Genomic DNA, 23,107 nt, shown 5'->3' with positions numbered 1-23,107 from the left:
ATACCTGGTACGTGACAGTCATCACGCAAACGGCGGCCACGCGATCAGACGCGGGCCGCCGCTTGGATCCTAGTCAATGTGGGCGCGGGCTCACGCCTGCGCAACGGCACCCAGCAGGGTGACCGAGCCACCAGCCTTCTCGATCGCTTCGACGGCCGACTTGGACGCGCCATGGACCTGGAAGGAAAGCTTCGACTTGAGCTCGCCGACGCCGAGGATCTTCACGCCGTCGCGGGCCTTGGAGACCACGCCGGCAGCAACCAGAGTCTCGACCGTGACCGGAGCGCCGGTGTCGAGCTTGCCGGCCTCGATGGCCTGCTGGATGCGTCCGACATTGACCTCATTGAGGTCGATCGCGTTCGGCTTGTTGAAGCCGCGCTTCGGCAGGCGACGGTGCAGAGGCATCTGACCGCCTTCGAAGCCTTTGATCGACACGCCGGTGCGGGCCTTCTGACCCTTCACGCCACGGCCGCCGGTCTTGCCCTTGCCGGAGCCGATACCACGGCCCACGCGCATGCGGTTCTTGGTCGAACCTTCGTTGTCACGAATTTCGTTGAGTTTCATGACGCTCTCCTCACTGCCCGTCGACAACGCGCACGAGGTGCTTGACCTTCTCGATCATGCCGCGCACAGCCGGCGTGTCTTCCAAGGTCGAGGTACGGTGAAGCTTGTTGAGCTTGAGGCCGATCAGCGTCTGGCGCTGCTTGGACTCGCGGCGGATCGGCGAGCCGATCTGCTCAACGGTGACGGTCTTCCCAGCGGAAGCAGGATTCTTTGCCATCGTCAAAGTCCTCCTTACGCTTCAGCGCCAGCGGCTTCGCTGGTGTCCGCATCGCGGCGGCGAGCCTGCAGGGTCGAAACCTTCAGGCCGCGGCGAGCGGCGACCGAGCGGGGGCTGTCCTCGTTCTTGAGCGCATCGAAAGTGGCGCGGACAAGGTTGTACGGGTTCGACGAGCCGAGCGACTTGGCGACCACGTCCTGCATGCCCACCACCTCGAAGACGGCGCGCATCGGGCCGCCGGCGATGATGCCGGTACCCTGGGGAGCGGCCCGCAGCACGACCTTGCCGGCGCCGTGGCGGCCGTTCACGTCGTGATGGAGCGTGCGGCCCTCGCGGAGAGCGACGCGGATCATCGAGCGCTTGGCGGCATCGGTGGCCTTGCGGATTGCCTCCGGCACTTCACGGGCCTTGCCGTGGCCGAAGCCGACGCGGCCCTTCTGGTCGCCGACGACCACGAGAGCGGCGAAGCCGAAGCGGCGACCACCCTTCACGACCTTGGCGACGCGGTTGATGTGGACGAGACGGTCCACGAATTCGCTGTCGCGCTCCTCGCGATCAGCCCGTTCTCTTGGTTCTCTAGCCATGAGACCTCTCACTTGCGCGGGCGGCGGGCCCGCTCGCTAAGGGTTGCTTGGATTATACCCGCCGTTAGAAATCCAGACCGCCTTCACGGGCAGCGTCGGCCAAAGCCTTCACGCGGCCGTGGTACAGGTAGCCCGAACGGTCGAAGATGACCTGCTTCACGCCGGCCTGAACCGCGCGCTCAGCCACGAGCTTGCCCACTTCCTTCGCCGCGTCGACGGTGGCGCCGGTCTTGAGCTTGCCCTTGACATCAGCCTCGAGGGTCGATGCCGACGCGACCGTGTGGCCGCGCACGTCATCGATGACCTGGGCGTAGATCTGCTTGGACGAACGGAAGACCGACAAACGCGGACGGCCATTCGCTGCCTTCTTGATCGCACGGCGCACACGAGCCTTGCGGCGATCTTCGGCGCCTTTCTTCTCAGCCATGATACGTCGTCCTTACTTCTTCTTGCCTTCCTTGCGGAAGATGAACTCGTCGGAGTACTTGACGCCCTTGCCCTTGTAGGGCTCCGGACCGCGATATTCGCGGATTTCGGCGGCGGTCTGACCCACGACCTGCTTGTCGATGCCGGCCACGACGACTTCCGTCGGCTTCGGCGTCGTGATCGTCACGCCGGCCGGAATCGCGTAGTCGATATCGTGGCTGTAGCCCAGCGACAGCTTCAGCACCTTGCCGGCAACGGCGGCCTTGTAGCCGACGCCGTTGATTTCGAGGCGCTTCTCGAAGCCTTTGGACACGCCTTCGACCAGGTTCGCCACCTGGGCGCGGGACATGCCCCACTTCGCACGGGCCGTCTTGGACTCGTCGCGCGGGTTCACCGACACGGCGCCGTTCTCAAGAGCAACCGACACTTCCTCGGGAACGAGGAACGAGAGTTCGCCCTTCGAGCCCTTAACCTTCACCATCTGACCGTCAACGGAAGCCGTCACACCTGACGGAACCGGAACGGGTTTCTTGCCTACTCGGGACATTTTCGAATCTCCGTGGTTCTGTGCGGGTGCTTCGGTCTTAGAAGACCTTGCAGAGCACTTCGCCGCCCACGTTCTTCTCACGGGCCTCGTGATCGGCCATCACGCCCTGGGGCGTCGAGAGAATGGTGATGCCCAGGCCGTCAGCCACGCGAGGCATGGTGTCGACGGAAGCATACACGCGGCGGCCGGGCTTGGAGACGCGCTCGATTGAGCGGATCACCGGCTGACCGTCATAATACTTCAGCTCGATCGAGAACTCGGTCCGACCATTGCCGAACTCCGTCTGCGAATAGTCGCGGATGTAGCCCTCGCTTTTCAGAACTTCGAGGACACGAGCGCGGAGCTTCGAGCCGGGGGTGGAAACGGACCCGCGACGGCGCATCTGCGCGTTGCGGATACGGGTGAGCATATCGCCCAACGGATCGTTGATCATATGATGCCCCTCCCCTTACCAGCTGGACTTCACGAGGCCCGGGATCAGGCCCTTGTTGCCGAGCTCGCGCAGAGCGATACGCGACATGCCGAGCTTGCGGTAGTAAGCACGCGGGCGGCCCGTGATCTCGCAGCGGTTGCGGATGCGGGTCTTGCTCGCGTTGCGCGGCAGCTCAGCCAGCTTGAGGCGCGCCTCGAAGCGCTCCTCCATGGACTTCGACTCGTCGTTCGCGACCGCCAGGAGGCGCTCGCGGCGACCGGCGAACTTCTTCACCAGCTCACGACGATGCTTGTTCTTCTCAATAGCGCTTTTCTTAGCCATGCTTTTATCTCCAGTGTCCGCGTTTGAGGACAGTCATCCTCACTGCCGGAACGGGAAGTTGAAGTGACGCAGCAGGGCGCGGGCTTCTTCGTCGGTCTTCGCCGTGGTGGCGATGATGACGTCCATACCCCAAACCTGCTCGACCCTGTCGTAATTGATCTCAGGGAACACCAGGTGCTCCTTGATACCCATTGCGTAGTTGCCGCGGCCGTCGAACGACTTGGGGTTCAGACCCCGGAAGTCGCGGACGCGCGGGAGAGCGATGGTCACGAGGCGATCAAGGAATTCGTACATACGAACCTTGCGCAGCGTAACCTTGGCGCCGATCGGCATGTTCTCGCGGACCTTGAACTGCGAGATAGCCTTGCGGGCCTTCGTGATCACCGGCTTCTGGCCGGCGATGAGCGCGAGATCGGCAGCCGCGACCGAAGCCTTCTTCGAGTCGGCAGTCGATTCGCCAACGCCCATGTTGAGGACGATCTTCTCGATCGTCGGCACTTCCATGGGGTTCTTGTAGCCGAATTCTTCAATGAGCTTCGGACGCACCACTTCCTCGTAGTGCTTCTTCAGCCGCGGCGTGTAGCCGTCCACCTGAGCCTTAGCCATCGATCAGGTCTCCCGAACGCTTGGCGAAACGGACCTTGCGGCCGTCTTCGAGAACTTTGAAACCAACCCGGGTCGGCTTGCCGTCCTTCGGGTCCGCGTAGGCCAGGTTCGACAGATGGATGGCCGCCTCTTTCGAGATGATGCCGCCCTCTGCGTTGGCCGTCTGGCGCTGGTGGCGCTTCACCAGGTTCACGCCGCGGACGACCGCGCGCTCTTCCTTCGGGAGCACCTGCACGACTTCACCGGTCTTGCCCTTGTCGCGACCGGTCAGGACGACGACCTTATCGCCCTTCTTGATCTTCGCGGCCATTAGAGCACCTCCGGCGCAAGCGAAATAATCTTCATGTGGTTCTTGGCACGCAGTTCACGCGGAACGGGGCCGAAGATACGGGTGCCGACCGGCTCTTTCTGATTGTTGATCAGAACGGCGGCATTGCGGTCGAAACGGATGACCGAGCCGTCAGCGCGGCGGATGTCCTTCGCGGTGCGAACGACGACTGCCTTCATGACATCGCCCTTCTTCACGCGACCGCGCGGAATAGCCTCTTTCACGGATACGACGATGATATCGCCCACGGAAGCGTACTTACGCTTCGAACCGCCGAGAACCTTGATGCACATCACGCGACGGGCGCCGGAGTTATCGGCGACGTCAAGATTCGTCTGCATCTGGATCATGGCTTTGATCCTTTCCTTTGTTTCAGACAGGTTTCCGGGCCAAGGCAGGATTGCCCCCCGGACTACGCCTGACGGGGATCTAATGTCCCCTGCCCTTCAAATGTCGAGAGAGGCGGCCGTATACACGAACCGCCCCCGTTAGACAACCCCTAGGGAAGGCTTTTTAGGCCTTCGCTTGGTCGACGAGCACCCAGGTCTTGAGTTTGGAGAGCGGCCGGGTCTCCTCGATGAAGACCGTGTCGCCCACCTTGGCTGTGTTGTTCTCGTCATGAGCATGGTAGTTCTTCGTCTTACGCACGGTCTTCTTCAAGACCGGGTGCGTAAAGCGACGCTCCACCTTCACGACGACCGTCTTGTCCTGCTTGTCGCTGACAACGACGCCCTGCAAAACGCGCTTCGGCATCCTGATATCCTCTTAAGCCTTAGCCGCAGCGGCCTTCTGGCGCTGCAGCGTCTTGACGCGGGCGATGTCCCGACGGACCTCGCGGACGCGTCCGGTGTTCTCGAGCTGGCCGGTGGCGCGCTGGAAGCGGAGGTTGAACTGCTCCTTCTTCAGGTTCAGCAGCTCGTCCGTCAGCTGGTCCTTCGACATCGCGTTGAGGTCAGAGGCTCTCTGCTTAGACTTCATGATCCCCTCCTTACTCGGCAATGCGCTGGATGAAGCGTGTCTTGATCGGGAGCTTCGCGGCGCCGAGGCGCAGAGCCTCGCGGGCGATATCCTCGGGCACGCCGTCGATCTCGAACATGATACGGCCAGGCTTCACCTTGGCCGCCCAGTATTCGGGAGCGCCCTTGCCCTTACCCATACGCACTTCGGTCGGCTTGGTCGAGACCGGAACGTCCGGGAAGATGCGGATCCACACCCGGCCCGCACGCTTCATGGCGCGGGTAATGGCGCGGCGGGCCGCTTCGATCTGACGAGCGTTGACACGCTCGGGCTCCATCGCCTTCAGGCCGAACTGGCCGAAGTTGAGGTCCGTGCCGCCCTTCGCAGTGCCGGAAATGCGGCCCTTGAATTGCTTACGGAACTTGGTTTTCTTCGGTTGCAACATGGCAAACCTCTCCTGACCTCTCGGTTACGCCGCCTGCTCGCGGCGGCCACCGGAGCGGCCTCCTTCTTCGTTCATCCGCTTGTCCTGGGCCATCGGATCGTGCTCAAGGATTTCGCCCTTGAAGATCCAGACCTTGATGCCGCAGGTGCCATAGGTCGTGAAGGCCGTGGACGTGCCGTAATCCACATCCGCGCGCAGGGTGTGCAGCGGAACGCGGCCCTCGCGGTACCATTCGAGGCGGGCGATTTCAGCGCCACCCAGACGGCCCGAGCAGTTGATACGGATGCCCTCGGCTCCCAGACGCATGGCCGACTGAACGGCACGCTTCATGGCGCGGCGGAAAGCGACACGGCGCTCGAGCTGCTGGGCGATCGAGTCGGCCACCAGCGTCGCGTCGACTTCCGGCTTGCGGACTTCGACGATGTTGATCGCCACGTCGGCGTCCGTCATCTTCGAAACGAGCTTGCGCAGCTTCTCGATGTCGGCACCCTTCTTGCCGATCACCACGCCCGGGCGGCCCGAGTGGATGGTGACGCGGCACTTCTTGTGCGGACGTTCGATGACGATCTTCGAAACGGCGGCCTGCTTCAGCTGCTTCATGAGCGCTTCGCGGATCGCCATGTCCTCATGCATCAGCTTGGCGTACTCGCCCTTGCCGGCGAACCAGCGCGAGTCCCAGGTCCGGTTGATGCCGAGCCGAAGACCGATCGGGTTAACTTTCTGACCCATCTGGTTCTCCTTTATGCCTGTTCGGCAACTTCCCGAACCACGATCGTGAGGTTCGAGAACGGCTTCATGATACGAGCACCCCGGCCACGGGCCCGGGCGTGGAAGCGCTTCATGACGAGCGCCTTGCCGACATAGGCCTGGCTGACGACGAGATCGTCCACATCGAGGTTGTGGTTGTTCTCGGCGTTGGCGATGGCGCTCTCGAGGCACTTCTTCACGTCGCGAGCGATGCGCTTGCGGGAGAACTCGAGATCGGCGAGAGCCGCAGAAACCTTCTTGCCGCGGATAAGGGCCGCAACAAGGTTGAGCTTCTGGGGGCTGACGCGCAGCATGCGAGCGACGGCTTGAGCCTCTGTGTCGCTCAGTGCGCGAGGAGTCGCGGCCTTACCCATCTTACTTCCTCTTCGCCTTCTTGTCCGCCGCGTGGCCGTGGAACGTGCGGGTCGGCGAGAACTCGCCGAACTTGTGACCCACCATTTCCTCGCTCACGGAGACGGGAATGTGCTTCTGACCGTTGTAGACCCCGAACGTGAGGCCCACGAACTGCGGGAGGATCGTGGAGCGGCGGCTCCAGATCTTGATGACCTCGTTGCGGCCCGAAGAACGGGCAGCCTCGGCCTTCTTGAGGAGGTAGCCGTCGACGAACGGACCCTTCCAAAGCGAACGTGCCATGACGTGCCTCTATCCTTACTTCTTCCGAGCGTGGCGGCTCGACACGATGAACTTGTCGGTCCGCTTGTTCGAACGGGTTTTCTTGCCCTTGGTCGGTACGCCCCACGGGGACACCGGATGACGACCACCGGAGGTGCGACCCTCACCACCACCGTGCGGGTGGTCGATCGGGTTCATGGCGACGCCGCGGTTGTGCGGACGCTTGCCGAGCCAGCGGTTACGACCAGCCTTACCGATCGAGGTGTTCATGTGGTCCGGGTTCGACACCGCACCGACACTGGCGAAGCACAGTCCATGGACTAGGCGCTGTTCACCGGAGTTCAGGCGGACCGTCACGTAGCCCTGGTCACGACCCACGATCTGAGCGTAGGTGCCGGCGGAGCGGGCGAGAGCGCCCCCCTTGCCGATCTTCAGCTCGACATTGTGGATGATCGTTCCCACCGGCATGTTGCCGATCGGCATCGCGTTGCCCGGCTTAATGTCGACCTGCTCGCCGGCCGACACCTGATCGCCGACAGCCAGACGCTGCGGGGCCAGGATGTAGGACTGCTCGCCGTCGGCGTAGCGGATCAGAGCGATGAAGGCGGTGCGGTTCGGATCGTACTCAATCCGCTCCACGGTCGCCACATCGCCCAGACGGGCGCGACGCTTGAAGTCGACAAGACGGAGGGTGCGCTTGTGACCACCGCCGCGGAAGCGGACGGTCACGCGACCCAGGTTGTTGCGGCCGCCGGAGGAGCTCTTGCCCTCCGTCAGCTTCTTGACCGGCTTGCCCTTGTAGAGCTCGCTGCGGTCGACGATCACCAGCTGGCGCAGGCCGGGGGTGATTGGTTTGAATGTTTTCAAAGCCATCGGATCACTCTCTCGTCCGATCAGAGGCCCGTCGTGACGTCGATGGTCTGGCCCTCAGCGAGGGTTACAACCGCCTTCTTCACGTCCGACCGCTGGCCGCGGGTGCCGCGGAACATCTTCACTTTGCCCTTGGTGACGAGCGTGTTGACACTCTTCACCTTGACATCGAACAGCTTCTCAACCGCTTCCTTGATCTGCGGCTTCGTCGCATCCAGCCGCACCTTGAAGACGACCTTGTTCTGTTCGGACAGGGTCGTGGCCTTCTCGGTGATGACCGGGCTTACGATCACATCGTAATGGCGCGGGTCCAGGCTCATTTGAAACGCGCCTCCAGCGCATCGACAGCCGACTTCGTGAGAACGAGCTTCTCGCGACGCAGGATGTCATAGACGTTGATGCCCTGCACCGGCAGGACGTCGATGTTCGGGATGTTGCGAGCAGCCCGCTGGAAGTTCGTCTCGATCTCGGCGCCGCCGATGATGAGCGCGTTGCCGAGGCCGAGCTTGCCGAAGCGCTCGATGAGAGCCTTCGTCTTCGGCTCGGCGAGCTTCACGTCGTCGATCACGACGAGCGAAGCGTCCTTGGCCTTGGACGAGAGCGCATGCTTCAGAGCAAGGGCGCGAACCTTCTTGGGCAGGTCGTGAGCATGGCTGCGGACCTGCGGGCCGAAGGCGCGACCGCCGCCCCGGAACTGGGGAGCGCTCGCGGCGCCGTGGCGGGCGCTGCCGGTGCCCTTCTGCTTGTAGACCTTCTTGGTCGTCCGGTCGATGTCCGAACGATTCTTCACGGCATGCGTACCGGCCTGGCGTTTCGCAAGCTGCCAGCGGACGCAACGGGCCAGCAGGTCGGCGCGCGGCTCGAGACCGAAAATGGCCTCGTTCAGGTCGACCGAACCGGCGCTGGCGCCTTCGAGCGTGGTGACATCAAGCTTCATCACGCATTCTCCTCTTGGGCCTGCTCAGCCTGGGCGACCGGTGCAGCGTCGTTGGCCGTGCGGAATGCGCCGGGCATCGGCACTTCCTTGGGCAGCTTGCGCTTTACTGCGTCGCGGACGAAGATCCATCCGCCGGCCACGCCGGGAACGGCGCCCTCGACAAGGATCAGACCGCGCTCGACGTCGGTCGACACGACACGCAGGTTCTGCGTGGTGACGCGCTCAACGCCCAGGTGACCCGGCATCTTCTTGTTCTTGAACGTCTTGCCCGGATCCTGGCGGCCACCGGTCGAACCGATCGAGCGGTGGGAGACCGACACGCCGTGCGTGGCGCGCAGTCCGCCGAAGTTCCAGCGCTTCATGCCGCCGGCGAAGCCCTTACCGGTCGTGATGCCCGTGACATCCACGAACTGACCGGCAATGAAGTGGTCAGCGGTGATCTCGGCGCCGACCGGGATGACAGCATCCTCGGAGACGCGGAACTCCGCGAGCTTGCGCTTCGGCTCGACCTTCGCAACGGCGAAACTGCCGCGCTCAGCCTTCGAAACGTTCTTCACCTTGGCCTTGCCGACGCCGACCTGCAGCGCCGTGTAGCCGTTCTTTTCCTTGGTCCGGTGGGCGACGACCTGGCAGCTGTCGACCTTCAGAACCGTGACCGGGACATGTTCGCCGGCATCCGTGAAGATGCGGGTCATCCCGACTTTCTGTGCAATGACGCCTGAGCGCATGTGCGTATCCTCTCGGCGTGTCTACCGAAGGCTCCAAGCCCCGAAGGCTTAGAGCTTGATTTCCACGTCCACACCAGCAGCGAGATCGAGCTTCATCAGAGCATCAACCGTCTGCGGGGTGGGGTCCACGATATCGAGAACACGCTTGTGAGTGCGCATCTCGAACTGCTCGCGCGACTTCTTGTCGATGTGCGGCGAGCGAAGCACCGTAAAGCGCTCGATGCGCGTCGGCAGCGGGATGGGCCCGCGAACCTGAGCGCCGGTCCGCTTCGCGGTCGACACGATTTCGCGTGTCGAAGCGTCGAGGATCCTGTGGTCGAACGCCTTAAGGCGAATACGAATGTTTTGACCGTTCATGGCTTATCCATTCAACAAGGGAAGCGGCCGGACCGAGACCCGGCCGCTGTCCTTTGATCCTCTAAAAATCAATCCATCACGGCGGCGACGACGCCGGCGCCGACGGTCCGGCCGCCTTCGCGGATGGCAAAGCGCAGCTTCTCTTCCATGGCGATCGGGGCAATCAGCGTCACTTCCATGGTGATGTTGTCGCCCGGCATCACCATCTCGGTGCCCTCAGGCAGCGTCACCACGCCCGTCACGTCCGTCGTGCGGAAGTAGAACTGCGGCCGGTAGTTGCCGAAGAACGGCGTGTGACGGCCACCCTCTTCCTTCGTCAGGATGTAGGCCTCGGCCTTGAACTTCGTGTGCGGCTTGATCGAGCCCGGCTTGCACAGCACCTGGCCGCGCTCCACGTCCTCGCGCTTCGTGCCGCGCAAAAGAACGCCCACGTTGTCGCCCGCCTGGCCCTGGTCGAGCAGCTTGCGGAACATCTCCACGCCCGTCACCGTGGTCTTCTGCGTGTCGCGCAGACCCACGATCTCCACTTCCTCGCCCACCTTGATGATGCCGCGCTCCACGCGACCCGTCACCACCGTGCCGCGGCCCGAGATCGAGAACACGTCCTCGATCGGCATCAGGAACGGCTGGTCCACCGGACGCTCCGGCTGCGGGATGTAGCGGTCCACCTCGGCCATCAGCTCAAGCACCCGGTCGCGCCCGATCTCAGGCGAACGGTCTTCCAGAGCGCACAGGGCCGAGCCCTTCACGATCGGAATGTCGTCGCCCGGGAAGTCGTACTTCGACAGAAGCTCGCGCACCTCGAGCTCAACCAGGTCGAGCAGCTCGGCGTCGTCGACCATGTCGACCTTGTTCATGAACACCACAAGCGCCGGCACGCCCACCTGACGGGCCAGCAGGATGTGCTCGCGCGTCTGCGGCATCGGGCCGTCGGCCGAGGACACCACCAGGATCGCCCCGTCCATCTGGGCCGCGCCCGTGATCATGTTCTTCACGTAGTCGGCGTGACCGGGGCAGTCCACGTGGGCATAGTGCCGGTTCGTGGTCTCGTACTCCACGTGCGCGGTCGAGATCGTGATGCCGCGCGCCTTCTCCTCCGGCGCCTTGTCGATCTGGTCGTAGGCCGTAAACGTCGCCCCGCCCGACTCCGCCAGAACCTTCGTGATCGCCGCCGTCAGAGACGTCTTGCCATGGTCCACGTGACCAATCGTCCCAATGTTGCAGTGCGGCTTCGTCCGCTCAAACTTTTCCTTCGCCATCGTGGCACCCGTTCCTTTGATCGTTCAAATATTTGCTTAGTGGGTTCAGGCGTATTTCGCCTGAACCTCGGCAGCCACGTTCGACGGCACCTGCTCGTAGTGGTCGAACTGCATGGTGTAGTTGGCCCGGCCCTGGCTCATGGAGCGCAGGGTGTTGACGTAGCCGAACATGTTGGCGAGCGGGACCATCGCGTTGATGACCACGGCGTTGCCGCGCATGTCCTGACCCTGGATCTGGCCACGACGGGAGTTCAGGTCGCCGATGACCGATCCCGTGTAGTCTTCGGGGGTCACGACCTCGACCTTCATCACCGGCTCGAGCAGAACCGATCCGCCCTTCTGGAGAGCCTCACGGAGAGCCGCGCGAGAAGCGATTTCGAAGGCCAGAGCCGACGAGTCGACTTCGTGGAAGGCACCGTCGATGAGCTCGACCTTGAGGTCGACCACCGGGAAGCCGGCGATCACGCCGGCGCCCACGACCGACTGGAGGCCCTTTTCGACGCCCGGGATGTATTCCTTCGGAACCGCACCACCGACGATCTTCGACTCGAAGGAGAAGCCTGCACCCTGCTCGTTCGGCTGAACGACCAGCTTCACGCGAGCGAACTGGCCCGTACCGCCGGTCTGCTTCTTGTGGGTGTAGTCGATCTCGGCCTTCTTCGTGATCGTCTCGCGGTAAGCGACCTGCGGAGCGCCGATATTCGCATCGACCTTATAGGTACGACGGAGAATGTCGACCTTGATGTCGAGGTGAAGCTCGCCCATGCCCTTCAGAATCGTCTGGCCCGACTCCTGGTCGGTGGAGACGCGGAAGGACGGATCCTCGGCAGCCAGCTTCGAGAGAGCCAGACCCAGCTTTTCCTGGTCGGCCTTCGACTTCGGCTCGATCGCGATCTCGATGACGGGCTCGGGAAACTCCATGCGCTCGAGGATCACGGCCTTGTTCGGGTCGCAGAGCGTGTCGCCGGTGCGGACTTCCTTGAGGCCGGCCAGAGCGACGATGTCGCCGGCATAGGCTTCCTTGATGTCCTCGCGGTTGTTCGCATGCATGAGAAGCATGCGGCCGACGCGCTCCTTCTTGTCGCGGGTCGAGTTCAGGATCGAGGAACCGGCCTCGACCTTGCCCGAGTACACGCGGCAGAAGGTGATGGTGCCGACGAAGGGGTCGTCCATGATCTTGAAGGCGAGCATGGCGAAGGGGTCTTCGTCGGACGGCTTGCGGACGGTCTCTTCCTCGGTCTTGAAGTCGATGCCTTCGACAGCGCCACGGTCGACCGGGGACGGCAGGAAGTCGACGACGGCGTCGAGGAGCGGCTGAACGCCCTTGTTCTTGAACGCCGAACCGCAAAGGACCGGGTGGAAGGCGCGACGCTGCACGGCCGTGCGAACCAGGCGGCGCAGGGTCGCCTCGTCCGGCTCCTGGCCGTCGAGGTAGGCCATCATGGCCTCATCGTCCATCTCGACAGCAGCCTCGATCAGCTTGCCGCGATACTCGACAGCCTGATCCTTCAGGTCGGCCGGGATCTCCTCCTCGCTGAAGGAAGCGCCGAGAGCTTCGCCGTTCCAGACGATCGCCTTCATCTTGATAAGGTCGATCACGCCCTGGAAGTTGCTCTCGGAGCCGATCGGCAGCTGGAGGCAGACGGGCTTGCCGGCCACGCGGTCGATAATGTCGGCGACGCACTTGAAGAAGTCGGCGCCGGTCTTGTCCATCTTGTTGACGAACACAATGCGCGGAACGTCGTATTTGTCGGCCTGGCGCCACACGGTCTCGGTCTGGGGCTCGACGCCCTGGTTGCCGTCGAGAACGCAGACGGCGCCGTCGAGCACACGCAGCGAGCGCTCGACTTCGATGGTGAAGTCGACGTGGCCGGGGGTGTCGATGATGTTCAGGCGCTTGCCGTTCCAGAAGCAGGTGGTGGCAGCAGACGTAATTGTGATGCCACGCTCCTGCTCCTGCTCCATCCAGTCCATGGTGGCGGCACCCTCGTGCACTTCACCGATCTTGTGGGACTTACCGGTGTAGTACAGGATGCGCTCGGTCGTGGTGGTCTTGCCGGCATCGATGTGGGCCATGATGCCGAAATTGCGGTAGTCCTCAATCGCGTGCGTGCGGGGCATCGCTCAGCTCCTCAGGCCGTTACCAGCGGTAATGCGAGAACGCACGGTTGGCTTCCGCCATACGGTGGGTGTCTTCGCGCTTCTTCACGGCATTGCCGCGGTTGTTGGAGGCATCGAGCAGCTCGGCGGAGAGGCGCTCGACCATGGTCTTGTCGTTGCGGCCGCGGGCGGCCTGGATGATCCAGCGGATCGCGAGAGCCTGACGGCGCTCGGCGCGAACTTCGACCGGGACCTGGTAGGTCGCACCGCCGACGCGGCGGGAGCGCACTTCGATTGCCGGAGCGACGTTGTCGAGGGCCTGCTTGAAGACCTCGAGCGGGTTCGCCTTGGCGCGGCTCTCGATCGAGTCGAAGGCACCGTAGACGATGCTTTCGGCTGCGGACTTCTTGCCGTCGTACATGATGGAGTTCATGAACTTCGTGACGACGATATCCCCGAACTTCGGATCCGGGATGATCTCACGCTTTTCGGCGCTGTGGCGGCGGGACATGAGCTGACCTCAATAACAGTTGACGGCTTACTTCGGCCGCTTCGCGCCGTACTTTGAACGACGCTGCTTACGATTCTTCACGCCCTGGGTGTCGAGGACACCGCGGAGGATGTGGTAGCGGACACCCGGAAGGTCCTTCACGCGGCCGCCGCGGATCATGACCACGGAGTGCTCCTGAAGGTTGTGACCTTCACCCGGGATGTACCCGATGACTTCAAACCCGTTCGTCAGACGAACCTTGGCGACCTTACGGAGAGCCGAGTTCGGCTTCTTCGGGGTGGTCGTATAAACGCGCGTGCACACGCCGCGCTTCTGCGGGCAGGCCTCAAGCGCGGGGACCTTGTTCCGGCTCTTTTGCGCCGTCCGCGGCTTGCGGATCAGCTGAGAGATCGTTGGCATCCTGTGCCCTCTTTCACCAGCCACCGACCCGGTGGCCTTCTGAGTGTCTTCAACGGTTGAACGCCGCACTTCGCTTCTGCGGACCTTTTGGGTTGCACAAAACGAAGCCACGCCATTGACTTTGGTAAGCCCCTGGCGCGGTGCGATTGCAGAGGACCACGATCTTTATCACCGCGGTCGTGCCCTAAATCTGACATGTGTCAGTCAAGGTTGAGTTCGGCAGCGTTTAGGTGGCATCCGTCGAAGCTAGGCGCTTCGACTGGCGAAAACCTACGGCCAGCCGGAAAGTCCGGTCTCTGTAGCGTCCGAGTCGCGGAAAGTCAACAGGCTTCCGCTAACCAATCGGAAAGGTTCCGACTTCAGAGGCTCGGTAGAGGCTCGGTGCCGGGCTTAGTTCCCATGTGGGCAGTCTCACGGCCTCCGGCAAGGGCAGAAAGGGCGCCCCCTACACTTCTAAGAGCCTAGATCCTGCCCCCACCCTACCTTAAGGCCAAGCCGGCCTGAGCGGCGGCTTGGCCGCTCAGGCCGGAGAAACGGAAAAGCCGCCCGAAGGCGGCCTTTCCTATCTTAATCAAGCCTTGCAGCTCATTCGGCCGCTGGAGGCAGCTCGCTGACCTGAGCCTGGGACTCGGAGCGCTTCTGCTGCAGGATCAGCTCGTCGCGATGGGTCGCCACGGCCTTGATCTGAGCGGTGAGCGCGCCTGTGCCGGCCGGAATCAGGCTGCCGACGATGACGTTCTCCTTGAGGCCCTCGAGGGTATCGACCTTGCCGTTGACCGCCGCCTCGGTGAGGACGCGGGTGGTCTCCTGGAAGGACGCCGCCGAGATGAAGGAGCGGGTCTGCAGCGAGGCCTTGGTGATGCCGAGAAGAACCGGCACGCCTTCGGCAGGCTTCTTCTTCTCGGCCACGAGGCGCTCGTTGATCTCCTCGAACTCGAGACGATCGACCTGCTCGCCCGTGAGCAGCTCGGAGTCGCCGCCCTCGGTGATCTCGACCTTCTGCAGCATCTGGCGAACGATCACCTCGATGTGCTTGTCGTTGATGAGCACGCCCTGGAGGCGGTAGACCTCCTGGATCTCGTTCACGAGGTAAGCGGCCAGTTCCTCGACGCCTTTGATCGCCAGGATGTCGTGCGGAGCCGGGTTGCCGTCGACGATGAAGTCGCCGACCTCGACCACGTCACCGTCCTGCAGGTGGATGTGCTTACCCTTCGGGATCAGGTACTCCACCGGCTCGGAGCCATCGTGCGGGTTCAGCGTCAGGCGACGCTTGCTCTTGTAGTCGCGGCCGAACTGGATCGTGCCAGACTTCTCCGCAATGATGGCCGCGTCCTTCGGACGACGGGCCTCGAACAGCTCCGCTACGCGCGGCAGACCGCCCGTGATGTCGCGGGTCTTGGCGCTCTCGGTCGAGACGCGGGCGAGGATGTCGCCGGCCTTGACCTTGGAGCCCGGATCGGCCGCAAGGATCGCGTCCACCGGCAGCAGGTAGCGGGCGTCGCCGCCACGGGCGACCTTGGCAACCTTGCCGCCGGCACCCTGGATGACCACCGCCGGACGCAGGTCCGCCGTACGCGGGGAACCGCGCCAGTCAATGACCACACGCTTGGCGATGCCGGTCGACTCGTCCATCGACTCGATCATCGATGCGCCGTCCACCAGGTCCTCGTAGCCCACCGTTCCGTCGATCTCGGTGAGGATCGGACGGGAATACGGATCCCACTCGGCGATGCGCTGGCCGCGCTTGATCGTATCGCCCTCGTCCACCTTCAGGCGGGAGCCGTATTGCAGGCGGTGAACCGCCCTCTCGGCGCCATCCTGGCCGATGATCACAACAGCCACGTTGCGGCCCATGACGACGAGGTCGCCGTCGGAGTTGCGCGCAATGTTCTTATTGCGGAAGCCGATCTTGCCCTCGAAGCTCGACTCGATGAAGGACGAGTCGGCGATTTGGGCCGCGCCGCCGATGTGGAAGGTACGCATGGTGAGCTGCGTGCCCGGCTCGCCGATGGACTGCGCCGCGATGACGCCCACGGCCTCGCCATGGTTGACCGGGGTACCCCGGGCCAGGTCGCGGCCGTAGCAGGTAGCGCAAACGCCGTTCTTCGACTCGCAGACGAGCACGGAGCGGATCTTCACCTCCTGGATCCCGGCAGCGCCGATCGCCTCGAGATGATGCTCCTCGATCATCGTGCCCTTCGGAACGATGACGGTGCCGTCCTGGGCGACCAGGTCCTCCGCCGTCGAGCGGCCGAGGATGCGGGAAGCCAGCGACGCGACCACCTGGCCGGCGTCGATGATGGCCCGCATCTTGATGCCCTTCTCGGTGCCGCAATCCGGCTCACGGATGACCGCGTCCTGCGCCACGTCTACGAGGCGGCGGGTCAGGTAACCCGAGTTCGCCGTCTTGAGCGCGGTGTCGGCCAGACCCTTACGGGCGCCGTGGGTCGAGTTGAAGTACTCGAGAACGTCGAGGCCTTCCTTGAAGTTCGAGATGATCGGCGTCTCGATGATCTCGCCCGACGGCTTGGCCATGAGGCCGCGCATGGCCGCGAGCTGCTTCATCTGAGCCGGCGAACCACGGGCGCCCGAGTGGGACATCATGTAGATCGAGTTGACCGGCTTGTCGCGGCCGTGCTCGTCCTTCTGAACCGTGGAGATGCGGTTCATCATCTCGGCAGCGAGACGGTCGGAGCACTTCGCCCAGGCGTCGACAACCTTGTTGTACTTCTCGCCCTGGGTGATGAGGCCGTCCTGGTACTGCTGCTCGTAGTCCTTCGCGAGAGCACGGGTCTCCTCGACGATCTGCCACTTGTTCTCCGGGATCACCATGTCGTCCTTGCCGAACGAGATGCCGGCCTTGAACGCATTGTAGAAGCCGAGGCCCATGATGCGATCGCAGAAGATCACCGATTCCTTCTGACCGCAATGCCGGTACACGGCATCGATCATGTTGGAGATCTCCTTCTTGGTCATGAGCTTGTTCACGACGTCGAAGGACAGGGCCGGATGCTTGGGCAGGAGACGCGAGAGCATCACGCGGCCGGGGGTAGTGTCGACGATCTTGGAGACCGGCTGGCCGTCCTCGCCGATCCCTTCCCAGCGGTAGCGGATCTTCGTGTGGAGCGTGATGACCTTCTCGTTCAGGGCATGCTCGATCTCGCCCATGTCGGCGAAGGCCTTGCCCTGGCCGGGCTGGCCGTCGGAGACGATGGAGAGATAGTAGAGGCCGAGAACGATGTCCTGCGACGGCACGATGATCGGCTGACCGTTGGCCGGGTGCAGGATGTTGTTCGTCGACATCATCAGCACGCGGGCTTCGAGCTGAGCCTCCAGCGAGAGCGGCACGTGGACGGCCATCTGGTCGCCGTCGAAGTCCGCATTGAACGCGGCGCAGACGAGCGGGTGCAGCTGGATCGCCTTGCCCTCGATGAGGGTGGGCTCGAAGGCCTGGATGCCGAGGCGGTGGAGCGTCGGAGCGCGGTTCAGGAGCACCGGATGCTCGCGGATGACCTCGTCCAGGATATCCCAGACCTCAGGCTTCTCCTTCTCGACGAGCTTCTTGGCCTGCTTGACGGTGGCGGACAGGCCGCGCGCGTCGAGCTTGGCGTAGATGAACGGCTTGAACAGCTCGAGCGCCATCTTCTTCGGCAGGCCGCATTGGTGCAGTTTGAGCTCAGGACCGACCACGATGACCGAACGGCCCGAGTAGTCGACGCGCTTGCCGAGCAAGTTCTGGCGGAAGCGGCCCTGCTTGCCCTTCAGCATGTCGGCGAGCGACTTCAGCGGACGCTTGTTGGCGCCCGTGATGACGCGGCCGCGGCGGCCGTTGTCGAACAGGGCGTCGACCGCCTCCTGGAGCATGCGCTTCTCGTTGCGGACGATGATGTCCGGCGCACGCAGCTCCATCAGGCGCTTCAGGCGGTTGTTGCGGTTGATGACGCGGCGGTAGAGATCGTTCAGGTCCGAGGTCGCGAAGCGGCCGCCGTCGAGCGGCACGAGCGGACGCAGGTCCGGCGGGATCACCGGAACGACCGTCATGATCATCCACTCGGGCTTGTTGCCCGACTGGACGAACGCCTCGATGATCTTGAGGCGCTTCATGAGCTTCTTGGGCTTCAGCTCGGACGTGGTGACGGCGATCTCCTCGCGGATCTCCTGCGCGGTCTTCTCGAGGTCGAGCTCCTGCAGGATCCGCCGGATCGCCTCCGCGCCGATCATGGCCGTGAAGGAATCTTCACCGTACTCGTCCTGAGCGCGGATGTACTCCTCCTCGGTGAGGAGCTGACGGTCCTTGAGGGGCGTCAGGCCCGCATCGACGACGATGTAGGATTCGAAATAGAGGATGCGCTCCAGATCCTTCAGGGTCATGTCGAGCAGCAGACCGATGCGGCTCGGCAGGGACTTCAGGAACCAGATGTGAGCGACGGGCGCGGCGAGCTCGATGTGGCCCATGCGGTCGCGACGGACGCGGGCCAGCGTCACCTCGACGCCGCACTTCTCGCAGATCACGCCCTTGTACTTCATGCGCTTGTACTTACCGCACAGGCACTCGTAGTCCTTGATGGGACCGAAGATGCGCGCGCAGAACAAGCCGTCGCGCTCGGGCTTGAACGTACGGTAGTTGATGGTCTCCGGCTTCTTGATCTCGCCGTAGGACCAGGACAGAATCTTCTCAGGGCTCGCGATCGAGATCTTGATCTGATCGAAGCTCTGCGGCTGGGCCGTCTGGTTGAAGAGATTCATGACCTCTTGATTCATCGCCGTCTCCTGGGCTGAAGGGCGCTGACATAAGCACCCTCACCGGCAATTGCATGGGGCCGCGGCAGGAAAGCCGCGGCCGAACGTCAAACTTGGAGCGCCTGCGCGCTTATTCGGCAGCCTCGGACGGAGGCAGCTGCTCCGCCTCGTTGGCTGCGCGCTTGGAGTTGGTCAGCTCTACGTTGAGGCCGAGCGAGCGCATTTCCTTCACGAGAACGTTGAAGCTCTCCGGAATGCCCGACTCGAAGGTGTCGTCGCCGCGGACGATGGCCTCGTAGACCTTCGTACGGCCGGCCACATCGTCCGACTTGACCGTGAGCATTTCCTGCAGCGTGTAGGCGGCGCCGTAAGCCTCCAGAGCCCAGACCTCCATTTCGCCGAAGCGCTGGCCGCCGAACTGGGCCTTGCCGCCCAGCGGCTGCTGGGTGACGAGGCTGTAGGGGCCGATGGAGCGAGCGTGGATCTTGTCGTCCACGAGGTGGTGGAGCTTCAGCATGTAGATGTAGCCCACGGTCACCTTGCGGTCGAACGGCTCGCCCGTGCGGCCGTCGTAGAGCGTCACCTGACCCGAGGGGTTCAGACCGGCCTTTTCGAGCATGGCTTCGATGTCCGCCTCCTTCGCGCCGTCGAAGACGGGCGTGGCGAACGGAACGCCGCGACGCAGCTTGTTGCCGAGCTCGACCAGCTCCTCGTCCGAGGCCTGCTCGATTTCCGGCAGGTTGCCGTAGATCGACACGAGCTGCTCGCGCAGCGCGTTGGACTTGCCCGACTTCATGTAGGCGTCGACCGCCTGCGCGACCTGCTTGCCGAGACCGGCAGCAGCCCAGCCGAGGTGGGTCTCGAGGATCTGACCCACGTTCATGCGGCTCGGCACGCCGAGCGGGTTGAGCACGATGTCCGCGTGGGTGCCGTCCTCGAGGAACGGCATGTCCTCGATCGGCACGATGCGCGACACGACACCCTTGTTGCCGTGACGGCCGGCCATCTTGTCGCCCGGCTGGATCTTGCGCTTCACGGCCACGAAGACCTTGACCATCTTCATGACGCCCGGAGGCAGCTCGTCGCCACGCTGCAGCTTCTCGACCTTGTCCAGGAAGCGCTGCTCGAGGCGCTTCTTCGACTCGTCGTACTGCTTCTGCATGGCCTCGATATCGGTCATCAGAGCATCGTCTTCGACCGCGAACTGCCACCACTGCGACCGCGGGTGCTCGTTGAGGAGCTCGCGGGTGATCTTCGTGTCCTTCTTGAAGCCCTTCGGGCCCGCAACGGCGCTCCGGCCCGAGAGGATCTCGGCCAGGCGCGCATAGGTGTTGCGGTCGAGGATCGCCTGCTCGTCGTCGCGGTCCTTCGCGAGACGCTCGATCTCCTCGCGCTCGATGGCCTGGGCGCGCTCGTCCTTGTCGACGCCGTGCCGGTTGAAGACGCGGACTTCGACGATGGTGCCGGTCACGCCCGGGGGCACGCGCAGCGACGTGTCGCGAACGTCGGAAGCCTTCTCGCCGAAGATGGCGCGCAGAAGCTTCTCTTCCGGCGTCATCGGGCTCTCGCCCTTCGGCGTGATCTTGCCGACGAGGATGTCGCCCGCATGGACCTCGGCGCCGATATAGACGATGCCGGCCTCGTCGAGGTTCTTCAGCGCCTCTTCCGACACGTTCGGAATGTCGCGCGTGATTTCCTCAGGACCCAGCTTCGTGTCGCGGGCCATCACTTCGAACTCCTCGATGTGGATCGAGGTGAAGACGTCTTCCTTCACGATCCGCTCCGAGAGCAGGATCGAGTCTTCGAAGTTGTAGCCGTTCCAGGGCATGAACGCGACGAGCACGTTCCGGCCTAGCGCCAGCTCGCCGTATTCGGTCGAAGGACCGTCGGCGATGATGTCGCCCTTGCGCACGAGGTCGCCGGCGCGCACCAGAGGCTTCTGCGTGATGCAGGTCGACTGGTTGGAGCGCTGGAACTTCTGCAGGCGGTAGATGTCGACGCCAGGACGGGTCGGATCCGTGTTCTCCGTCGCGCGGATAACGATACGGGTCGCGTCCACCTGATCGACAACGCCGGTGCGGCGGGCCGCGATGGCGGCACCCGAGTCCCGGGCCACGACCGCTTCCATGCCGGTGCCGACGAACGGAGCGTCCGCCTGGACCAGAGGAACGGCCTGGCGCTGCATGTTCGAGCCCATGAGAGCGCGGTTCGCGTCGTCGTTCTCGAGGAACGGGATGAGCGCGGCCGCAACCGACACCAGCTGCTTGGGCGACACTTCCATCAGGTCGACGCGATCGGGAGCCACGACGATGTTTTCACCGGCGCGGCGGCAGATCACGAGCTCTTCCGTCAGGGTCCCTTGGCCGTCGAGCGGCGAGTTGGCCTGGGCGATGTTGTACTTCGCCTCTTCCATGGCGGAGAGGTAGATCACCTCGTCCGTCACGCGGCTGTCGCGCACGCGGCGGAACGGCGTCTCGATGAAGCCGTACTTGTTCACGCGGGCGAAGGTCGCGAGGGAATTAATCAGACCGATGTTCGGGCCTTCCGGCGTCTCGATCGGGCAGATGCGGCCGTAATGCGTCGGGTGCACGTCGCGCACTTCGAAGCCGGCGCGCTCGCGGGTCAGACCACCCGGGCCGAGGGCCGAAAGGCGACGCTTGTGCGTGACCTCGGAGAGCGGGTTCGTCTGGTCCATGAACTGCGAAAGCTGCGAGGAGCCGAAGAACTCGCGCACGGCGGCAGCCGCAGGCTTCGCGTTGATCAGGTCCTGCGGCATGACGGTGTCGATGTCGACCGACGACATGCGCTCCTTGATCGCGCGCTCCATGCGCAGCAGACCCAGGCGGTACTGGTTCTCCATGAGCTCGCCGACCGAGCGCACGCGGCGGTTGCCGAGGTGGTCGATGTCGTCGATCTCGCCCTTGCCGTCGCGCAGGTCCACGAGCGCCTTCGTGACCGCGAGGATGTCCTCGCGGCGCAGGGTGCGCACGGTGTCCTCGGCGTCGAGGTCGAGACGCATGTTCATCTTCACGCGACCGACCGCCGAGAGGTCGTAGCGCTCGGCGTCGAAGAACAACGAGTTGAACATCGCCTCCGCCGTCTCGAGGATCGGCGGCTCACCCGGGCGCATGACGCGGTAGATGTCGAACAGGGCGTCCTCACGGGAGGAAGCCTTGTCCACGGCCAGGGTGTTGCGGATGTACGGACCGACCGTGACGTGGTCGATGTCGAGCACCGGGATCTCGGTGAAGCCGGCATCGAGCAGGCCCTTCAGCAGCTTCTCGGTGATCTCGTCCCCCGCCTCGGCATAGATCTCGCCGGTGGAGGGGTTCACGAGGTCTTCCGCGATGTACTGGCCGTAGAGGTCCTCGTCTGTCGCGCGCAGGTTCTTGAGGCCCTTCTCGGCAAGCTGGCGGGCGGCGCGCGCCGTCAGCTTCTTGCCGGCCTCGAGCACGACCTCGCCGGACTTGGCATCGACCAGATCCACGGAGGCCTTGAAGCCCTTCATGCGCTCGGCATCGAACGGCACGGACCAGGCGTCGCCGTCGCGGGTATAGGCGATGTGGTTGTAGAAGGTGTTGAGGATCTCCTCCCCGTCGAGGCCCAAGGCATAGAGCAGCGACGTGGCCGGGATCTTACGCTTGCGGTCGATGCGCGCGTAGACGATGTCCTTGGCGTCGAACTCGATGTCGAGCCAGGATCCGCGGTACGGGATGATGCGCGCGGCGAACAGCAGCTTGCCCGAGGAGTGCGTCTTGCCCTTATCGTGGTCGAAGAACACGCCAGGGGAGCGGTGCATCTGAGAGACGATGACGCGCTCGGTGCCGTTCACGATGAAGGTGCCGTTGTCGGTCATGAGCGGCATGTCGCCCATGTAGACGTCCTGCTCCTTGATGTCCTTCACGGAGCGGGCGCCGGTATCCGGGTCCACATCGAACACGATGAGGCGCAAGGTGACCTTGAGCGGCGCCGCGAAGGTCATGCCCCGCTGGCGGCACTCGTCCACGTCGTACTTCGGCGGCTCGAACGTGTACTTCACGAACTCGAGCAGGGCAGTATTCGAAAAGTCCGAAATCGGGAAAACCGATTTGAAGACGGCTTGCAAGCCCTCTTCCGGCCGGCCACCCTTTGGCTCTTCGACCATCAGGAACTGGTCGTAGGATGCCTTCTGAACCTCGATCAGGTTCGGCATCTCCGCCACTTCCTTGATTTTCCCGAAGAACTTGCGAATGCGCTTCCGGCCGATCAGTGTGTTGGCCATCTGGACCTCGTTCCTCATACACGGCTAATCGAGAACCCCGGTGGGTCAGGCTCCTCGATTAGCCGCCCGGCGAAATGCGCCGGATTTCGAACCAATCCGGGCTCGTTGCGAGCCCTTCCAAAACGCCGCCAAAGAAG

The 23,107-nt window shown here is 63.6% G+C and carries 27 protein-coding genes; all 27 read right to left on the bottom strand.

Annotated elements, in window-relative coordinates; genetic code table 11:
- Positions 1-90 precede the first annotated feature (90 nt).
- Positions 91-564 carry a 50S ribosomal protein L15 gene (gene rplO / locus VB672_RS21770; protein WP_329786298.1) on the bottom strand — a complete coding sequence of 158 codons (474 nt, stop codon included), beginning with the start codon at positions 562-564 and terminating at the stop codon, positions 91-93.
- A 10-nt stretch (positions 565-574) separates the two neighbouring features.
- On the bottom strand, positions 575-781 hold the full coding sequence (rpmD, locus tag VB672_RS21765) for a 50S ribosomal protein L30 (protein ID WP_329786297.1): 207 nt from the start codon (positions 779-781) through the stop codon (positions 575-577).
- 14 nt (positions 782-795) lie between these two features.
- A complete protein-coding gene (gene rpsE / locus VB672_RS21760) occupies positions 796-1,365 on the bottom strand; it encodes a 30S ribosomal protein S5 (protein ID WP_099511403.1) in 570 nt (189 codons plus the stop codon).
- Positions 1,366-1,429: 64 nt separating this feature from the next.
- Positions 1,430-1,792, bottom strand: coding sequence for a 50S ribosomal protein L18 (gene rplR, locus VB672_RS21755; RefSeq protein WP_099511402.1), 363 nt, complete (start codon positions 1,790-1,792; stop codon positions 1,430-1,432).
- A gap of 12 nt (positions 1,793-1,804) precedes the next feature.
- Positions 1,805-2,338: a 50S ribosomal protein L6 gene (gene rplF / locus VB672_RS21750; protein ID WP_329786296.1), complete on the bottom strand. Its 534-nt coding sequence runs from the start codon at positions 2,336-2,338 to the stop codon at positions 1,805-1,807.
- A gap of 37 nt (positions 2,339-2,375) precedes the next feature.
- Complete coding sequence (gene rpsH, locus VB672_RS21745) at positions 2,376-2,771, bottom strand: 30S ribosomal protein S8 (RefSeq protein WP_173945696.1); 396 nt, start codon at positions 2,769-2,771, stop codon at positions 2,376-2,378.
- 15 nt (positions 2,772-2,786) lie between these two features.
- Positions 2,787-3,092, bottom strand: a complete 306-nt coding sequence (rpsN, locus tag VB672_RS21740) for a 30S ribosomal protein S14 (RefSeq protein ID WP_036358373.1) — start codon at positions 3,090-3,092, stop codon at positions 2,787-2,789.
- A gap of 39 nt (positions 3,093-3,131) precedes the next feature.
- Complete coding sequence (gene rplE / locus VB672_RS21735; protein WP_329786295.1) at positions 3,132-3,698, bottom strand: 50S ribosomal protein L5; 567 nt, start codon at positions 3,696-3,698, stop codon at positions 3,132-3,134.
- On the bottom strand, positions 3,691-4,008 hold the full coding sequence (gene rplX / locus VB672_RS21730) for a 50S ribosomal protein L24 (RefSeq protein ID WP_009764310.1): 318 nt from the start codon (positions 4,006-4,008) through the stop codon (positions 3,691-3,693). Before rplX ends, rplE begins: the two co-directional genes overlap by 8 nt.
- A complete protein-coding gene (rplN, locus tag VB672_RS21725; RefSeq protein WP_009764309.1) occupies positions 4,008-4,376 on the bottom strand; it encodes a 50S ribosomal protein L14 in 369 nt (122 codons plus the stop codon). Before rplN ends, rplX begins: the two co-directional genes overlap by 1 nt.
- Before the next feature lie 163 nt (positions 4,377-4,539).
- A complete protein-coding gene (rpsQ, locus tag VB672_RS21720) occupies positions 4,540-4,779 on the bottom strand; it encodes a 30S ribosomal protein S17 (protein ID WP_161724278.1) in 240 nt (79 codons plus the stop codon).
- Positions 4,780-4,791: 12 nt separating this feature from the next.
- The gene (rpmC, locus tag VB672_RS21715) at positions 4,792-5,004 is read right to left on the bottom strand and encodes a 50S ribosomal protein L29 (protein ID WP_329786294.1); all 213 of its coding nucleotides are present in this window, start codon (positions 5,002-5,004) and stop codon (positions 4,792-4,794) included.
- Between the two features lie 10 nt (positions 5,005-5,014).
- Positions 5,015-5,428, bottom strand: coding sequence for a 50S ribosomal protein L16 (gene rplP, locus VB672_RS21710; protein WP_009764306.1), 414 nt, complete (start codon positions 5,426-5,428; stop codon positions 5,015-5,017).
- A gap of 24 nt (positions 5,429-5,452) precedes the next feature.
- Positions 5,453-6,157 (bottom strand): 30S ribosomal protein S3, encoded by a 705-nt coding sequence (gene rpsC / locus VB672_RS21705; protein WP_329786293.1) that lies wholly within the window; start codon positions 6,155-6,157, stop codon positions 5,453-5,455.
- An 11-nt stretch (positions 6,158-6,168) separates the two neighbouring features.
- Positions 6,169-6,549, bottom strand: coding sequence for a 50S ribosomal protein L22 (gene rplV, locus VB672_RS21700; RefSeq protein WP_009764304.1), 381 nt, complete (start codon positions 6,547-6,549; stop codon positions 6,169-6,171).
- Between the two features lies 1 nt (position 6,550).
- The gene (gene rpsS / locus VB672_RS21695) at positions 6,551-6,829 is read right to left on the bottom strand and encodes a 30S ribosomal protein S19 (RefSeq protein WP_036358350.1); all 279 of its coding nucleotides are present in this window, start codon (positions 6,827-6,829) and stop codon (positions 6,551-6,553) included.
- Between the two features lie 15 nt (positions 6,830-6,844).
- Positions 6,845-7,681, bottom strand: coding sequence for a 50S ribosomal protein L2 (rplB, locus tag VB672_RS21690; RefSeq protein WP_329786292.1), 837 nt, complete (start codon positions 7,679-7,681; stop codon positions 6,845-6,847).
- Between the two features lie 20 nt (positions 7,682-7,701).
- Entirely contained in the window at positions 7,702-7,998 is a 297-nt protein-coding gene (locus tag VB672_RS21685) for a 50S ribosomal protein L23 (protein WP_036358344.1), read from the bottom strand.
- Complete coding sequence (gene rplD / locus VB672_RS21680; protein WP_329786291.1) at positions 7,995-8,615, bottom strand: 50S ribosomal protein L4; 621 nt, start codon at positions 8,613-8,615, stop codon at positions 7,995-7,997. Before rplD ends, VB672_RS21685 begins: the two co-directional genes overlap by 4 nt.
- Positions 8,615-9,343, bottom strand: a complete 729-nt coding sequence (rplC, locus tag VB672_RS21675; protein WP_329786290.1) for a 50S ribosomal protein L3 — start codon at positions 9,341-9,343, stop codon at positions 8,615-8,617. The genes rplD and rplC overlap by 1 nt, the downstream gene beginning before the upstream one ends.
- Before the next feature lie 48 nt (positions 9,344-9,391).
- Positions 9,392-9,700, bottom strand: coding sequence for a 30S ribosomal protein S10 (gene rpsJ / locus VB672_RS21670; protein WP_009764298.1), 309 nt, complete (start codon positions 9,698-9,700; stop codon positions 9,392-9,394).
- A 68-nt stretch (positions 9,701-9,768) separates the two neighbouring features.
- Positions 9,769-10,959, bottom strand: a complete 1,191-nt coding sequence (gene tuf / locus VB672_RS21665) for an elongation factor Tu (RefSeq protein WP_329786280.1) — start codon at positions 10,957-10,959, stop codon at positions 9,769-9,771.
- 45 nt (positions 10,960-11,004) lie between these two features.
- Positions 11,005-13,080, bottom strand: coding sequence for an elongation factor G (gene fusA / locus VB672_RS21660; protein ID WP_329786289.1), 2,076 nt, complete (start codon positions 13,078-13,080; stop codon positions 11,005-11,007).
- Positions 13,081-13,099: 19 nt separating this feature from the next.
- Positions 13,100-13,570 (bottom strand): 30S ribosomal protein S7, encoded by a 471-nt coding sequence (gene rpsG, locus VB672_RS21655; protein ID WP_036358330.1) that lies wholly within the window; start codon positions 13,568-13,570, stop codon positions 13,100-13,102.
- Positions 13,571-13,597: 27 nt separating this feature from the next.
- Positions 13,598-13,969, bottom strand: coding sequence for a 30S ribosomal protein S12 (gene rpsL / locus VB672_RS21650; protein WP_009764294.1), 372 nt, complete (start codon positions 13,967-13,969; stop codon positions 13,598-13,600).
- A 585-nt stretch (positions 13,970-14,554) separates the two neighbouring features.
- A complete protein-coding gene (rpoC, locus tag VB672_RS21645) occupies positions 14,555-18,730 on the bottom strand; it encodes a DNA-directed RNA polymerase subunit beta' (RefSeq protein ID WP_329786288.1) in 4,176 nt (1,391 codons plus the stop codon).
- Between the two features lie 109 nt (positions 18,731-18,839).
- The gene (rpoB, locus tag VB672_RS21640) at positions 18,840-22,970 is read right to left on the bottom strand and encodes a DNA-directed RNA polymerase subunit beta (protein WP_329786287.1); all 4,131 of its coding nucleotides are present in this window, start codon (positions 22,968-22,970) and stop codon (positions 18,840-18,842) included.
- Positions 22,971-23,107: the final 137 nt, after the last annotated feature.

This window comes from Microvirga sp. CF3016 (assembly GCF_036314085.1).
GTDB lineage: Bacteria > Pseudomonadota > Alphaproteobacteria > Rhizobiales > Beijerinckiaceae > Microvirga.
This window is presented reverse-complemented; position numbering and strand designations above follow the sequence as displayed.

Bases quoted from the DNA above. Each gene is read 5' to 3' on its own strand.
- rplO (WP_329786298.1), bottom strand. From the start codon at position 564: ATGAAACTCAACGAAATTCGTGACAACGAAGGTTCGACCAAGAACCGC.
- rpmD (WP_329786297.1), bottom strand. From the start codon at position 781: ATGGCAAAGAATCCTGCTTCCGCTGGGAAGACCGTCACCGTTGAGCAG.
- rpsE (WP_099511403.1), bottom strand. From the start codon at position 1,365: ATGGCTAGAGAACCAAGAGAACGGGCTGATCGCGAGGAGCGCGACAGC.
- rplR (WP_099511402.1), bottom strand. From the start codon at position 1,792: ATGGCTGAGAAGAAAGGCGCCGAAGATCGCCGCAAGGCTCGTGTGCGC.
- rplF (WP_329786296.1), bottom strand. From the start codon at position 2,338: ATGTCCCGAGTAGGCAAGAAACCCGTTCCGGTTCCGTCAGGTGTGACG.
- rpsH (WP_173945696.1), bottom strand. From the start codon at position 2,771: ATGATCAACGATCCGTTGGGCGATATGCTCACCCGTATCCGCAACGCG.
- rpsN (WP_036358373.1), bottom strand. From the start codon at position 3,092: ATGGCTAAGAAAAGCGCTATTGAGAAGAACAAGCATCGTCGTGAGCTG.
- rplE (WP_329786295.1), bottom strand. From the start codon at position 3,698: ATGGCTAAGGCTCAGGTGGACGGCTACACGCCGCGGCTGAAGAAGCAC.
- rplX (WP_009764310.1), bottom strand. From the start codon at position 4,008: ATGGCCGCGAAGATCAAGAAGGGCGATAAGGTCGTCGTCCTGACCGGT.
- rplN (WP_009764309.1), bottom strand. From the start codon at position 4,376: ATGATCCAGATGCAGACGAATCTTGACGTCGCCGATAACTCCGGCGCC.
- rpsQ (WP_161724278.1), bottom strand. From the start codon at position 4,779: ATGCCGAAGCGCGTTTTGCAGGGCGTCGTTGTCAGCGACAAGCAGGAC.
- rpmC (WP_329786294.1), bottom strand. From the start codon at position 5,004: ATGAAGTCTAAGCAGAGAGCCTCTGACCTCAACGCGATGTCGAAGGAC.
- rplP (WP_009764306.1), bottom strand. From the start codon at position 5,428: ATGTTGCAACCGAAGAAAACCAAGTTCCGTAAGCAATTCAAGGGCCGC.
- rpsC (WP_329786293.1), bottom strand. From the start codon at position 6,157: ATGGGTCAGAAAGTTAACCCGATCGGTCTTCGGCTCGGCATCAACCGG.
- rplV (WP_009764304.1), bottom strand. From the start codon at position 6,549: ATGGGTAAGGCCGCGACTCCTCGCGCACTGAGCGACACAGAGGCTCAA.
- rpsS (WP_036358350.1), bottom strand. From the start codon at position 6,829: ATGGCACGTTCGCTTTGGAAGGGTCCGTTCGTCGACGGCTACCTCCTC.
- rplB (WP_329786292.1), bottom strand. From the start codon at position 7,681: ATGGCTTTGAAAACATTCAAACCAATCACCCCCGGCCTGCGCCAGCTG.
- VB672_RS21685 (WP_036358344.1), bottom strand. From the start codon at position 7,998: ATGAGCCTGGACCCGCGCCATTACGATGTGATCGTAAGCCCGGTCATC.
- rplD (WP_329786291.1), bottom strand. From the start codon at position 8,615: ATGAAGCTTGATGTCACCACGCTCGAAGGCGCCAGCGCCGGTTCGGTC.
- rplC (WP_329786290.1), bottom strand. From the start codon at position 9,343: ATGCGCTCAGGCGTCATTGCACAGAAAGTCGGGATGACCCGCATCTTC.
- rpsJ (WP_009764298.1), bottom strand. From the start codon at position 9,700: ATGAACGGTCAAAACATTCGTATTCGCCTTAAGGCGTTCGACCACAGG.
- tuf (WP_329786280.1), bottom strand. From the start codon at position 10,959: ATGGCGAAGGAAAAGTTTGAGCGGACGAAGCCGCACTGCAACATTGGG.
- fusA (WP_329786289.1), bottom strand. From the start codon at position 13,080: ATGCCCCGCACGCACGCGATTGAGGACTACCGCAATTTCGGCATCATG.
- rpsG (WP_036358330.1), bottom strand. From the start codon at position 13,570: ATGTCCCGCCGCCACAGCGCCGAAAAGCGTGAGATCATCCCGGATCCG.
- rpsL (WP_009764294.1), bottom strand. From the start codon at position 13,969: ATGCCAACGATCTCTCAGCTGATCCGCAAGCCGCGGACGGCGCAAAAG.
- rpoC (WP_329786288.1), bottom strand. From the start codon at position 18,730: ATGAATCAAGAGGTCATGAATCTCTTCAACCAGACGGCCCAGCCGCAG.
- rpoB (WP_329786287.1), bottom strand. From the start codon at position 22,970: ATGGCCAACACACTGATCGGCCGGAAGCGCATTCGCAAGTTCTTCGGG.